Genomic DNA, 14,607 nt, shown 5'->3' on the forward strand with positions numbered 1-14,607 from the left:
AGGTGAAGATGTATATCATGTTCAAGGCGAAAAGAAGATTAAATTAGCTCAACCACAACAATTTATGGCTCAAGATAGAGAAATAGTTGAAGATGCATATGCAGGAGATATAATTGGTGTATTTGATGGTAGTGATGAATATATAGTTGATTTATCAACTGGTAAAATATCAGACGAAGATACTGTAAAAGATTTAACAGATACTGCTGAAACTAAATTAATAACAAAATTAAAGAAAACTGATAGATATGCGCAAAATTCTCGTTCAGATTTTGGGAAAGGCGGTTCTTTCGGTGAGGTTAAACTCGGAAATAAAGTCAATAGTAACAAGTTTGGCGATGTATGGTTTGAATACTCAGCAACAACATCACAAGCAATAACTGTTGCAGAAAATTATATGAATAGCCAAGTTACTACGCCACAGGCTGTTTATTACGGATATACAAATAATTCAGGAACTTATCTTGATACTTCCTATAATGCTAATATTTATGCCTATAACGGCACTAAAATGGTAAAGTTAAAGAATGTTGGTGATACTGAAGAAGGATTAACATTAAATAGTGTAATCCCTATGGCGACTCTAGGGCAAGATGATAAATATATATATAGAGTAGTTAAAGCCAATATAAGCGGAGCTGTTCACAAAATATTAAAAACAAGCGGCCCTGACAGTACTACTTATAACGGACTTGATTATAATCCAGCTGGAAATACCTTATACTATATTCAAAGAATCTCTAAAACTCAAGGAGACAAGGAGAAGGACGCCTATTTGCCAAAAACTACAGATTCCTATGAGATTTCAGGAGCCACAGGCAATGATGATGTAAAAAATGCTTATATTGTTATTCAAAAAATCATATCAAACTCTGATAACGCTGTAGCTACAATAGTTGACGGAGCAATTTACATCTCATATGACTCTGATGGTGGTGATAAAGTTAAAACAGAGAAAATAGTTTTAAAATCCAGTGAAAAATTAAATACGTATAACAATAATATAAAGTTAGATACAAAAATAGATGGACATGTTGCAAAAAAAGATGATGATGAAGACACTGATGCCAAAGCTTGGTCAATAGATGTCGACGGAAATGTTTGGGCCATATATAATGGTTCAATTAAAAAATCAACAAAATTAGGAGATTTTAAAACAATTTATACCTGTGATAGGTCTTTAGATAAATTAGATGTATATGATGAAAATAACTTAATTGCTTGGGAGGATGATGGAGGCGCATATACAACTGTTCAAGAGGGAAAAAAACAAGCCGTAGATGATGCTTCAACTGTTGTTACACCTAAACCATCAAAAACTGGTTGGGATCAATTAGCAGACGGTTCTTGGAATTTCTATGATTCAACTGGTACTAAAGTGGTTAATAATTGGATTAATGTCGGTGGCATTTGGTATTACTTAAATTCTAGTGGAGCTATGGCGACTGGCTGGCAGCAAATTAATGGTGCTTGGTATTATTTGAATCCATTTTCCGACGGAAATAAAGGCGCAATGAAAACTGGCTGGATCAATGACAATGGCACTTGGTATTATCTAAGCTCCTCTGGTGCTATGAAGACTGGTTGGTTAAATGACAAGGGTACTTGGTATTTCCTAAGTTCTTCTGGTGCTATGAAGACTGGCTGGATTAATGATGGTGGTACTTGGTATTTCTTATATCCAAATGGTGCTATGGCTGCTAATACAGTCATTAATGGATATAGATTATCTTCAAGCGGTGCCTTAGCTTAACACCCACATACGAGACAGTGGTTTATATATTCTCATTATTTTAGAACAAATATTTAAACTAGCTCTTTTAAATATTTCCTAAATTTTTTAAAAGTATTACTGAAATGAAATATTTTCAGTAATACTTTATATTATTATAAGCATGTTGTTCATAAGTTACCTATTAAAGCATTTAATATCTCAACTTCATTTGTAATTATGCCATTCACTCCAGCTTTTATTACTTTTTTCATATCTTCTATATTATTGACTGTATAAGGATTTACAATTATTCCAGCGTTTTTTATTTCCTTAATATATTCTTTATTTAAAATGCTTAGGAAATATGGATGGTAACATTCCACAGATATAGATTTTAAATATTGTGGTACATTAGCAAGAGTAGTTTCTGTCAAAGCACCTAGTACTGTTTTTTTATTCCCCTCAAGTTCTCTTATTTTTAATAAACTTAGATGATTAAAGCTAGAAATTATAACTCTATCTCTTAGGTTAAATTCATCTACCATCCTCAGCACCTTTTCTTCCAACCCTTTATATTCAATAACGCTGTTCTTTAATTCTAAATTTAATATCTTTAAATTTGAATTTGAAAAAAGTTCTAACAGCTCTCTTAAAGTTGGTATTTCTTCTCCTATTGTGCTTTCAAAGTACTCAACTTCTTTTAAAGTGTATTTTCCAATTTTAAAATCACCATTTCTTCTATTTTCTATATTTGCAATTTCGCCTGAATTAGTTGATTTTAAAAGTTCCTTTTTTTCTAGTGCAATGTCTTTTATAGCTTGAATTTTAGGCACACTCTTAGTTCTAAATATTTTAAGTTCATCGATGGTATAATCATTAACAAAACCATGTCCGTTGGTTGTCCTATCTAAAGTTTCATCATGAATTATGATTGGTATTCCATCCTTAGATAATTGAATATCTGTTTCAATCCCATCTGCATTATATTCAATTGCTTTTTTAAAAGCTAACATTGTATTTTCATCAAATTTCCCACTATAACCTCTATGAGCTATATTTAAAATCCTCAACTTAGCACCTCCTAATTTCTTTCATTCAACTCAACCGTTTACAAATTATGTTTAATAACAAAAACTCTATATATACATATTTTACACTTACTTGAATAATATTACTACACCTGAGTCACCTTGTATTTTATCTTTTATATGAAATATAAAGGTATTGTGTATCACCGAAATATAAAAATACTTGCCGTAAGCTTAAATAGCGATATATTTATACAAGTGTTTTTATATTTTTCTGATTACAATACCTTCAATGAATATTCAAGTCTTTTCATTCAGTTTATATATTTATAATACAATACTCATATATTCTTTGGTATGTATATGTGAAATAATTAAGGTGATAGCAAAACAAAGAAATAGAATACATATATGTGGAGTCAGGCATTGAAAAATAAGCTGCTGAAATATCTTAATGGGAAGTTGTTCCACTTTTGCTTGTCCTGTGCTTGTCACAGGAACACGCAGAAGTGGTGCAACTTTCCATTTAGATATTCCCAGTGAAATTTTTCACAGTCCTGCGGAACATATATGTATTCTATTTCGGTTGTTCATTGCTTCACTTTAAGTGCTTCACAATACCTCTATTTTATTCCATCTGTATCTTAATTTTCTTTAACTTCTTTCCATTGTGCATATAAAGTGATATTTTTATTTATTTTTATTTTGTCATCATAATTGTAGCCTGTTCCATCTCCATTAGAATCAGTATTCCACTCAACAAAAGTATATCCGCTCTTTGTTGGCTTATACAAAGGCATCATTGTATCTTCAGGCACTGTTCTAGTCTTAAGTACTTCTTGATCGTCATCTTCTGCATCAGGATCTTTGAATTTTATTTTACATTCTTTTACTTGATCAGTTCCATTAGATGGTATTTCACTTGTCATACTTTCATTTTCATTTATTATTTGGCTTGGAACATAAGGCGTTGTATTATTTCCGTAATAATCAAACCCCTTACTTGGTGTTGGATAGTCAGGTCCAACACAAACTCCATTATCATCAAAATTATAGAGTTTCGCATTTATCATGGCGCTTCCATTTTGCATTGCACCACTTGATGAAAATAAATATATTTTCCCCTCAATTTGAATTAAACCGGTTTGCATTGCACCGCTTAAATCTATATAATACCACTCACCACCAGTATAAATCCATCCAGTTCTCATTTGACCAAGTGAATCAAAAAAATACCATGTACCACTTATTTCTTTCCAACCTGTAGCATAACCATATCCTTCTGTATAGCTCCAAGCGCCGTATTCATTTTTAACCCAGGCAGCTGAAACTCCTACTGGCGCCATTGAAATTAAGGTTAATGTAGCAACCCCTGAAATAGCTAACCTCTTCAAAAATTTATGCTTCATTTTAAGTCTCCCCCCACTTTTTAATCTATTGGTCAAGCTATATTATCATGCAATTTTATAACTTGACCTTTTTTCTTTAGTATTTTTTAAATCATATATACTATAGCTTCTTGCTATAATCTTTAAGAATTTGTTTATGTTGTTGATTTTGGAGTTATAGTTATCGTTCTTTCTCCAAACTTCCCAGATCCATCAGTTGCTGTTGCTCTTACAACTATATCTCCTGCAGTTTTTGCACGTAGCAACCCATCCGGATCAATGGATGCAGAACCACTGCTATTAGCAGCACTTGTAACTGACCAATTTATCAGCTTGTTAGTTGCATCGCTTGGATTCACAGTTGCAGCCATCTGAAGAGTTGACCCTTCAACAATTGACAAGTTAGTAGTATTATTTATGCTAATATCTGATACATAAATTGGTTGTCCTGTTATTGTTATTATTTTTTCAGCAGGAATTTCTTCTATTGTATACTTAACAGTTCCATTAGTATTTAGTGGAACACTTCCATCGGCGTTAAGCTCAACAATTCTATAAGTTATTTTTGCCTTTACTTTAACTGTACCATTATCCGAAGCCGTTAAAACTCCCGTTTCGGAAATTGTTGCCATCGCTTTTATTGTAGCATTTCCAAAAGAATCTAATAGTGGTTCAACTGACCACTCTACTGTTCTATTGCTAGCTGCATCAGCTGGATCTAAAACTACTCTCATTTGAAGACTTCCACCCTTTTGGGTTATTGTAGAAACATGGTCAGAACCGCCTGTTGTTGTCTCCTTAGCAACTATTGAAGCACTATAAGCCTTTGTAATCAATCCACTTATAATTATAGCTTTACTTACAGAAATATTAGAACCGTCTGTTGTTGAAGCTGTTACCAGAATTGTACCATTTTTTAAAACTCTTAAAAGTCCTGGTTTTCCAGATACAAATTCAGCATGCCCTGTTACATCTGTAACTTTCCACTGAACTGCACCTGATGTTGTGTTTGATGCGTTGCTTGGTGTTATAACAGCTCCTAATTGAATTTCTGGTGACGATCCTTCTTTTGTGTCTAATTCTTTAATCTCATCAGGCGTTATTGCAAGACCTGTTGCTTTAATACTTTGATTTTTAATTGTTATCTCTTTACTTCCAAAGATTGTTGGTACCTTCTTAGAAGTCGCCTTAACTTTAACAGTTCCATCTGCAAGTGGAGTTAAAAGACCATTTGAATCGACACTTGCTTTTCCAGTCATCTTAGTGCCCGCATCTCCATATTGCTCAACTGACCATATTATTGTTGTATCGACTGTATTATCAATTGGTGATACTTCTGCTTTCATCTGCATTTTTTGACCATCTATATCTATCTTATCTGAGTCGCTTAATACACTTATACTTGTAACTTTATTACTTTGGTTATTTATATCAATAACTGTACTTCCAACAACTGAACTATTAGCTAACGAAATCGCTGTTACCATAACTTTTCCATTTGCTACTGCTGTTAAAACTCCACTATTGCTGATTGTAGCTTTTCCATTTCCATCTTTACTTTCCACGATCCAATTAACCGATTTATTTGTTGCACTACTTGGGGATACAGTTGCAACCATTTGAAGCGTTCCTCCATCAGCGTTTATTGCGCTTCCGCCACTTCCACTTACAGTAATACCTGTTGGTAGTACCTGCATAGATTGTCCTGTTATTGTAATAGTTCTACTTCCAACAACTTTTGAACCATCCTTTGCAGTTGCTTTTACTGTAACTGTTCCATTTGATTTTGCTTTTACAAGTCCCGTACTATCTATATCTGCACTTCCTGTACCATTTTCAACTGTCCATTCTACACTAGGATCAGTTGCATCATTTGGTAATACGCTTGTAGTCATTTGAAGCGTTCCAAGATTCGTATTAATAAAATAAGAACCTGTTTTACTATTTACTGTGATCTTTGCTACTGACACTACAGCATCTACTGAAGTTATATTTACTTGTTTTGTAGAACTTATATTTGAACCATCCTTTGATGTTGCTTTTACTGTGACTGTTCCACTTGAAACTCCCGTTAATACTCCACTGCTATCAATAGTCGCCTTACCTGTACCATCTATAACTGACCAATTTATTCCTTTATTTGCCGCATCATTTGGAGATACTTCTGCTGTCATCTGAATAGTCTTGTTGACAGTAACATATGAACTTCCCTTTATTGTAATTCCATCAACAAATATAGAAGTATCAGCTGTCCATTGAGCATATAAAATTATGTCTCCTTTTACCTTTATATCATCATCTGCTGAATAACTCTTTCCAGAACCATCACTCTTAGTATTCCAGCCAACAAAATTATATTTAACCTTAGTTGGTTCATATAACTCAACTGTTTTTCCATATTTAAAACTTTTAGTTTTTAGATCTGCTCCATTTGAATCTTTAAGTATAACCTTAAAGATTCTTCCTTCATTTGGATCCTTATCAGATTCACTTTGATCAGAAACAACTTCATTAAATCTCGAATCTGTTGGTGAACCAGTTAATTTATTATCTGTATTTTTTAATACTTGGATACAATTTCCTGATTCATCAAGTTCCTTATTTGGTGTTGGTACTTTGGCCCCAACAACTTCTCCATCTGACCCAATGGTATAAAATTCTCCGTTAATCACTGTATTATTAGTCTTTAAAATACCGTTATCATCAAAAATATATACTTTTCCTGCTATATTAATAATCCCTGTTTGGATTGATCCACTTGAATCTGCATAATACCAGTTTTTATTGTATTTAATCCAACCTATTCTTAACGCTCCATTATTTTGTAGAAAATACCAATAGTCTCCCACTTTTATCCATCCAGTTAGCATCTTCCCATTATCATCAAAGTAATACAACTGTCCATCAATTCTTTTCCAACCTGTCATTCTTTCATTATCCTGCATATAATACCAGCTACCTTGATAATCTTTTACCCATTCGGCTGAAGCTTTAATTGGAACTAACGTACATAATGTAGTTGAAATAATTGCTCCGGCAACTATCTTATTTATAAATTTACGTTTCATTAAAACTGGTCCCCCCCTATATTACTACTATTTCTAACACATTCCGTGTAAAATTTTTCTTCCTTTACCTAATATGCTTTATTATCGATACATTTTTATATAACTATACATTTATAATACCATATTATCCAAAATTCATCACCAATATTAAAGGTATTGTGAAGCAATGAACAACCGAAATAGAATACATATATGTTCCTCAGGACTGTGAAAAATCTTGCTGGTATATCTAAACGGAAAGTTGTGTCCATTTCCGATTCCATATGTTTCTTGCATTAGAAAGATATAAATTGTTTTTAAGACTATAAATATCCTTCATTAAATGTATTGATAACTAAAGAAAGATAAAAATACTTGCTTAAATATAATCCACTCTAAATTTACACTAAACAAAGAAATGGAATAGATGTTTTTGCGCAGTGTTCATTAGAAGATTTTGCTGGCTGTGATTCTAGATTATAAGTTGTTCCAAAGATGCTTGTTCAAGGCGTAGCCCTTGAAGCAAGCACTTTGGATGCAACTTATAATCTTAGAATAACCCAGCAAAATCTTCAAAGAACCGAAGCAAACACATCTATTCCATTTCATTTTTTGTCAGTAAACTCAAAGTAGCATCACACAGCAAGTATTTATATATTTCGGTACTACACAATACCTTTATGAACCTAAAGTTCCATCTGAATTGAAGATATATTTGGTTCCATCAATATATCTTGAGCCTGTTACCATAACTCCATTTATATTGAAATAATAAGTTTTTCCCTCAACAGTGACCCATTCGTTTTTCTTCATCTTGCCAGTTTCTTCATCTAAATAACACCAGCCATCTTTAGAATATGCCCATCCTGTTTTCATTGATCCATCATCATTTGCACAATACCAGCTTCCATCTTTTCTAAACCAACCCGTTTGCATTTCTCCCGATGGGTCTTTAAAACAATACAACTTATCTCCGATCTCAAGCCAATCATGGGCGGCTTGTCCATCATCTTTTAAATAATACCACTTTCCATCTGACCACTTCCAATCTGAAGTCACCTTCGCTCCACTCTTACTGAAATAATACCAGTAATCTTCTATTTTAAGCCAATCTTTTGTCATCTTCCCATCAGCTTTTAAGTAGTAATATTTTCCACCATCATTTAACCATTCCATCTTTTTAGCAGAGCCATCTTCTCCAACAAAATACCAGTCTTCTCCATCCTGCACCCATTGGTTGAATAACTCATAACCTTTTTTCTTATCAAAATAGCATCTCTTACCATCAACTATTTGCCATCCTGTTTCCATAGCTCCATCTATTCTATTGAAATAGTAGGTTTTCCCCTTGATTTTTTGAACCCCTTTTAGACTTACTCCATCTTTATCATAATAGTATCTATATCCATCCTTTTTAACCCAGCCAGGATCATTATCAAATCTGTCAAAGACCTTATCCCAAGCGTCATCTAAATCTTCATTTTTTTTCTTTAATGAATCAGTCAAATCATCTACTGAATCACTCAAGTTATCTATTGCATCAGTTATTCCAGCAACTATGCCCTTAACTCCGCTTTTATCTATAACATTATCTACTATACCTCCAACTTCAGCCTTTACATCAGGTACCATTAAGTAAGTGCTATTTTTTATCATACTGTTTACAGCATCAGTTGTAACACTTGGTAAATTTAGCCCAGAAATTTGTTCAAATAATAACTGTTTTTCAAATGGGCCAACTATAAGATCATACTGATAAACTTTTTTGTTCTTATCTGCCTCATTGCTTTTAGTTAGAGATAAAGACAAAAGTGGAAATTTTGTTCCATCTACATCTAAAGTGTTACTTAAGCTTCCTTTTAAATTGCTTATACCATTAAAATCAATAATATTTAAATCTTTATTTATATAACCTGATGCTCCCTTTTGTGCTTTCAACATATTATAAATTGGATTATTAATCACATATACTTTATTACTCGAAGTATCTATAATATTAATGCTCATTCCATCTCCAATAACATTAGCACCACTACTTAAATCAATTTCTTTTCCATATGTATCTGCACCTGTTGTTGGGTTGAAAGCTAGTGCAGGAACTGGAGCAAGACTATTATAAGTTGCATTTCTAACTTTTGCATTATAAGTATTTACACAATATGCTCCACTTCCAACCGCAGTATTAACTATTGATCCAACTAAACCCTTAATCACAAAAGCTTGAGCCTTAATATCTCCTGATGAATTCTTTCCCGTATACTGATATAACGTAATATTTTCAAATCTACCCTTAATAGAATTTGGTAATGCATCTTCTAGATTTTTTCTAACCACAGGTTCAATCAAACTCTTAAGTGTTGCTTCTGGAATTGCACCACCTGTCGCTGACTTTGCCTTTAAAACAACAGCATTTGTAACTGGTTCTACAAGAGCATCAAGTACTTCCTCTGATATCTGCTCAACTAATGTATCTGAAAGAGTGTAAGATAGATTTCCGCATTCTTCACTTGAAATTGAGCTTGCCCCCTGGTAATTAAATATAGATTTTATTCCATCTTCTAACTGAGGATTTATAGTAGCGCTCTCTGCCATTGTAATAAGAGTACTTCCATCTGGTACCATTGATGATATATCTGTTCCAGCTAAAGTTACACTATTCATTTGTGTCCCCATTGTAATTTTACTTCCACCATTATTTAAATTATCATTAACTGCTGCTATTGCATCCAAACTAACTACATTTCTAGGCGCTAAAGCGCTAACACTCATTGCCACCAACACTAATGACATTATTTTTCTAATTTTTCTTATCATACCATCGCCTCCAAAATATCTATTAACATTATAACATTTATACTGACCAGTTCAAATATGTATTATTGAGAAAACTTTAAGCGATGGAATAAAAAATCTAAAATTAATAATTTTATTTGTAATAATATTATTTTTTATCTTGAAGAAAAGAATATATATTAAAATTGTTTTATAGTTTACAATAGCCACCAATCTAATTTACATATAAATTAGATTGATGGCTATAAAATGTAATATTTTCAATATGTAATTAACTCTTAATAAAAGTTCATACCCATTTATACTATGTATCATGTTTATTGCAGCTTAAATCTTTGTACCAATTCAGTCAAATTCATTGCTATCTGAGCTTGTTCTGTTGCAGCATTTGCTACTTGATCTATAGACGCCGAACTCACTTCAATTTCACTTTGTATTTTTTCACTACTTACTGAAGATTTTTGAACATCTGCTGCTGTATCTTGAAGCGCTTGATTTATTTGTTCAATTGTAGCTTCAACTTCTTGCGCCATTGAAACTAATTCTTCTGACATTGAGCTTATAAACTCACCATCATTACTGTATTTTTCACCTATTTTAGCATAAGCTTGTAATTGCTCATCGACTTCAGTAGACATAAAATTAAGTATATCATTACTATTTTCAGAAAGATTCTTAACTGCATCCTGTATCTTAGCTATTGTATTTTGAATAGTTATTACAGTTTCTGAAGATTGCTCTGCAAGCTTTCTAATTTCTTCCGCAACAACTGCAAAACCTTTCCCTGATTCTCCTGCTCTTGCAGCCTCTATTGCAGCATTTAAGGCAAGTAAATTAGTTTGCTCAGCAATATCAGCTATTGCACCAGCCATAACTTTCACTTCCTCAACAACTTTTGCGTCTTCTATCGCTTTTATAATGTTCTTTTCTTTCTGTTCACGCACTTGAGCTGTATTTGCCATTGCAATTTTACTATCCTCTTTTACTTTTTCTGCTCTTCTCTTAATCTTTTCTGCATTAGAACTTCCATCTGTTGCTTTATTCGCCAGACTTTCCATACTTGAATTTACTTCTTGAATAGATGCCGCGATTTCTTCAGCAGTAGCACTTGTTTCAGTCATAGTTGAATTAATTTCCTTTGAAGAATTATCAACCTCAACAAGTTTAGCGGATACTTGTTCCACACTAGCAGACAATTCTTCACTTAATGCACTTATATTACATGCCTCATTAAGTATTGTAGAAATAAGTTCTTTAATATTCTTTTGAGCAGTATTTAGTTCTCTGGCAGTATCTCCAATTTCATCATTTCTCACTATTTTGATATCTTCTGCAAAATCATATCTTGCTAATTTCATAGCAAAATTTTTAAGATTATTTAACCTTGAAATTATATTTTTATGCATGTACATAGCTGCAACTATTGCAACTATCATACTTACTACACATATAACTGACGTTGTTACAATATCTTTTCCTATTTTATCAGCAGCATTCAATCCATTTTTAATGTCATAAAGCTGCTTGAAATTAATAATCCCTGATACAAATGTTAATATGCACATAGTAGCATACGAAACTATAAGCTTGGACTTTAATGATACATTTCTTTTGTTATCATCCATTGTTTTTCCCCCTCAATTGTACTTTTAATATCTGTAATTATTGCTAATATAAATATCATTGTGTAATGAGATCCTACACTTTAACATAAAACCACAATAATTCAAAATTCTAACTTTTAGAATCAAAAATCTATTTCTATATTTATATTTTACACCATATACCATAAATTCAATATACTTAATACCTAAACACATTATTAATAATATCACTATTTTTTTCTATATTCAATCAAATATTTACATCTATGTAAATCCAAAAATTCCTCAATTTAATTCATTTATATCCAATGAAGTGCCATTAATAAGTCATAGTATAGATAAATATATAAATTATTATTTAACAAAAAGAAGTGCTGATTTCAATACAATCAACACTTCTTTTATAACTAAGTTTAATTTAAGTATATTCTCTGAGGAAGTACTCTCCCGAAACTAGAAATCTAGTTGCCACTAAGCATTATTTAGATTAATCCATTGCCCATCAAGAAACATCATACCTGTCTTCATGACTCCACCAGCATCAAAATAGTATTTTTTACCATTTATATTCTGCCATCCTCTAACCATCTTTCCTGTTTCGTCTAAATAATACCAAACCGTTCCACTATATAGCCATCCATTTCTCATAGTTCCATCATCATTTATGTAATACTTATTCTTATCATAAGTAACCCAACCTTTTTGCATTACACCATGATCATCCATGAAATACCATTTCCCCAAATATAATGTCCAACCTGTTTGAAGTTGTCCAAAATTATTAAAGAAATACCATTTTCCATCATAACTAGCCCACATATTTGTTCTCATAGAACCATCGCCTTGAAGATAATACCAGTATCCCTTATCGTAGAACCACCCTGTTTGCATAATTCCGTCTTTATTCAAGTAATACCAGTTACTACTTTCATTTATCCAGCCAGTTTGCATAAATCCATTTACATCCATAAAATACCATTGGTTGTCATATTTCACCCATTGATTCTTTACTTGAACTCCAGCTGCATTATAAAATGTCCAATTTCCAGATACAAGTACCCATTGATTTATACCTTCTATATCACCTCTAATTACACTTAATTTATAAGTAGTAGTGGTCTTACCATCTTCAGCAGTGACTTCTACAACCACAAGATTTGCTCCTATATCAAGTTTAATTAAATCAGATTGCCCATTTGTATATTCTTTCCCATTAATTTTAATTTTTGACTTATCGTTTTGTGAAGTATATAATACTCTCACTTTTTCTATGTTTCTTGCTACTTTAGCACTATAAACATATGTTTCTGGATCAAATTTTGGAGACATGGTTGCATCGGTCACAGAAAGACTTGCTAAATTAACATTAGCTTTAGAGTATTTTCTAGTAACAATTAATACATATGTATTACTATTTCCCTTAGTATCAGTGACCTTAACATTTATAACATTGGCACCTTCATCTAAACTAATATTAGGCGAAGTTGCACCACTTGGAACCTTTTTGCTGTTAACTGTTATAGTTGCATTAACATCTTCAGCAATTGGTTTAACACCTACTGAAGTTACATTATTTTCAACAGTTGCAGTATATTCAAATACACCTTTATTGAAAGTAGGAGAAAGCGCTCCTGATGTTAAAGTCAATCCTGTCAATTGTGCACTTCTAAATAATTCAGTACGAGTTACAGTAACAGTGTATGTACTTGTATCTCCATCCTTCGTTGTTAAAACAACATCAATTTCATTATCGCCTTCATTTAGTTGTATATTCTGACTTTTATACCCACTCTTAACAGTTGCTCCACCAACCTTGATAGTAGATGCATTATCGGCTGCCGTTGGAGTAAATGCAATTGTCGTTTGAGTAGTTGGTACTGTAATTGTGTAATCGTAAGTACTCGAGTTAAATGCAGGTGATAAAGCTCCAGTAGATGGAACTAGAGTCTTTAACTTTGCTTCACCCTTTTTAGTTATAATTAACTTATACTTTTTAGAAATGCTAAGGTGAGTTACAGTTACAATTATATCATTTTCACCACCAGTCAAATTTACAACATGACTGCTTGATCCATTTACATTAAAACTCATTGGTGTACTGGTAGAATCAAATAATTCTATTGTTGCAGTTTTTATAGATGAATCTACATCTGGAAGTTCATAATTTCCATCTATATTGGTGCTGCTAAAATTTAATGTTTGTGAATCTCCGTTATCAAAGTTAACTCTCATTTCATTAAATTCAAGAGACGAATCTGATTCAAAACTCATCTTTATTGGATAAGAAGTTGTAGTTGTAGTTCCAGTACTAGTCTCCTTAATAGTTACTGTAAGAGTAAATGGGCTATAATCCTTTATTGACGAGATTGTCCAATCATATCCTCCAGATTGATTCCCTATTTTTTGTAATGTCATGTTTCCAGTATTACTAGTTTTAACATCTGTAATACTATACCCTGTCGCCGCTGCCAAGTAAAAAGATTTACCTATTGGAAGATATTCACATGTGTAATTTCCACTGGAATTCCTATCAATAATTCTTGTAGTATTATCAGATTTATCTCCTACATACAACGTTAATCCTGGTACTTGGTTTGTTGCTTCCGCACTAGCTTTTTTTATAGATCCAAACTGTGCAGTTGTAAAAAGTACACTAAAAATCAATAGATAAGAAATAATCTTTTTCCAATTAATGTTTTTTACTCTCATTAAATATGTCCCCCTTGTTTGTCCTTCTTGAATGTATGATGATTTATCCGATAGCTAGCATCCGTAATACTCTCACTTCTCTTAAAACGTGGGAGATAACGGCGCACGCTCCTGGATAAGTTCAACTAAATTCAGCTGGAGTATAAAACTCCACCTGAAAAGTTTCACTTTATTTTATAATATCTTTCGACATTTTAAATGATATATTTATATAAATATGACTTATATGTATATAATACCATTATTATTGCCATATTTCCAACACTCTTTACTGCATACCTCACATTCCCAGAAACTTTCCCATTATAATCCAATAATATATAA

The 14,607-nt window shown here is 32.4% G+C and carries 8 protein-coding genes; 2 read left to right on the top strand and 6 right to left on the bottom strand.

Translation table 11 applies throughout. The features are described 5' to 3' along the window. The coding region (locus CLCHR_RS18780) for an N-acetylmuramoyl-L-alanine amidase family protein (RefSeq protein ID WP_139376271.1) at nucleotides 1-1,753 on the top strand (1,753 nt) is incomplete at its 5' end. A gap of 149 nt (nucleotides 1,754-1,902) precedes the next feature. Here the strand turns inward: CLCHR_RS18780 and CLCHR_RS18785 are convergent. The 3 genes from CLCHR_RS18785 to CLCHR_RS18795 form a co-directional block, all read right to left on the bottom strand. Further along, a complete protein-coding gene (locus CLCHR_RS18785) occupies nucleotides 1,903-2,784 on the bottom strand; it encodes a glycerophosphodiester phosphodiesterase (RefSeq protein WP_079441444.1) in 882 nt (293 codons plus the stop codon). A gap of 602 nt (nucleotides 2,785-3,386) precedes the next feature. Then, nucleotides 3,387-4,151, bottom strand: coding sequence for an InlB B-repeat-containing protein (locus CLCHR_RS18790; RefSeq protein WP_079441445.1), 765 nt, complete (start codon nucleotides 4,149-4,151; stop codon nucleotides 3,387-3,389). A 134-nt stretch (nucleotides 4,152-4,285) separates the two neighbouring features. Further along, nucleotides 4,286-7,198, bottom strand: coding sequence for an Ig-like domain-containing protein (locus tag CLCHR_RS18795; protein ID WP_079441446.1), 2,913 nt, complete (start codon nucleotides 7,196-7,198; stop codon nucleotides 4,286-4,288). A gap of 474 nt (nucleotides 7,199-7,672) precedes the next feature. Between CLCHR_RS18795 and CLCHR_RS24955 the strand changes: the two genes are divergently transcribed. Further along, complete coding sequence (locus CLCHR_RS24955; RefSeq protein WP_169896848.1) at nucleotides 7,673-7,810, top strand: hypothetical protein; 138 nt, start codon at nucleotides 7,673-7,675, stop codon at nucleotides 7,808-7,810. A gap of 45 nt (nucleotides 7,811-7,855) precedes the next feature. Here the strand turns inward: CLCHR_RS24955 and CLCHR_RS18800 are convergent, their stop codons facing one another. From CLCHR_RS18800 to CLCHR_RS18810, 3 genes are all read right to left on the bottom strand, one after another. Next, the gene (locus CLCHR_RS18800; protein WP_079441447.1) at nucleotides 7,856-9,991 is read right to left on the bottom strand and encodes an N-acetylmuramoyl-L-alanine amidase family protein; all 2,136 of its coding nucleotides are present in this window, start codon (nucleotides 9,989-9,991) and stop codon (nucleotides 7,856-7,858) included. A gap of 296 nt (nucleotides 9,992-10,287) precedes the next feature. Next, complete coding sequence (locus tag CLCHR_RS18805) at nucleotides 10,288-11,595, bottom strand: methyl-accepting chemotaxis protein (protein WP_079441448.1); 1,308 nt, start codon at nucleotides 11,593-11,595, stop codon at nucleotides 10,288-10,290. 450 nt (nucleotides 11,596-12,045) lie between these two features. Beyond that, nucleotides 12,046-14,283, bottom strand: coding sequence for a cadherin-like beta sandwich domain-containing protein (locus CLCHR_RS18810; RefSeq protein ID WP_079441449.1), 2,238 nt, complete (start codon nucleotides 14,281-14,283; stop codon nucleotides 12,046-12,048). Between the last annotated feature and the right edge of the window lie 324 nt (nucleotides 14,284-14,607).

Source organism: Clostridium chromiireducens (assembly GCF_002029255.1).
Taxonomy (GTDB): domain Bacteria; phylum Bacillota; class Clostridia; order Clostridiales; family Clostridiaceae; genus Clostridium; species Clostridium chromiireducens.

Coding starts and splice junctions, on each gene's coding strand:
- CLCHR_RS18790 (WP_079441445.1), bottom strand. CDS start 4,151: ATGAAGCATAAATTTTTGAAGAGGTTAGCTATTTCAGGGGTTGCTACA.
- CLCHR_RS18795 (WP_079441446.1), bottom strand. CDS start 7,198: ATGAAACGTAAATTTATAAATAAGATAGTTGCCGGAGCAATTATTTCA.
- CLCHR_RS24955 (WP_169896848.1), top strand. CDS start 7,673: ATGCTTGTTCAAGGCGTAGCCCTTGAAGCAAGCACTTTGGATGCAACT.
- CLCHR_RS18800 (WP_079441447.1), bottom strand. CDS start 9,991: ATGATAAGAAAAATTAGAAAAATAATGTCATTAGTGTTGGTGGCAATG.
- CLCHR_RS18805 (WP_079441448.1), bottom strand. CDS start 11,595: ATGGATGATAACAAAAGAAATGTATCATTAAAGTCCAAGCTTATAGTT.
- CLCHR_RS18810 (WP_079441449.1), bottom strand. CDS start 14,283: ATGAGAGTAAAAAACATTAATTGGAAAAAGATTATTTCTTATCTATTG.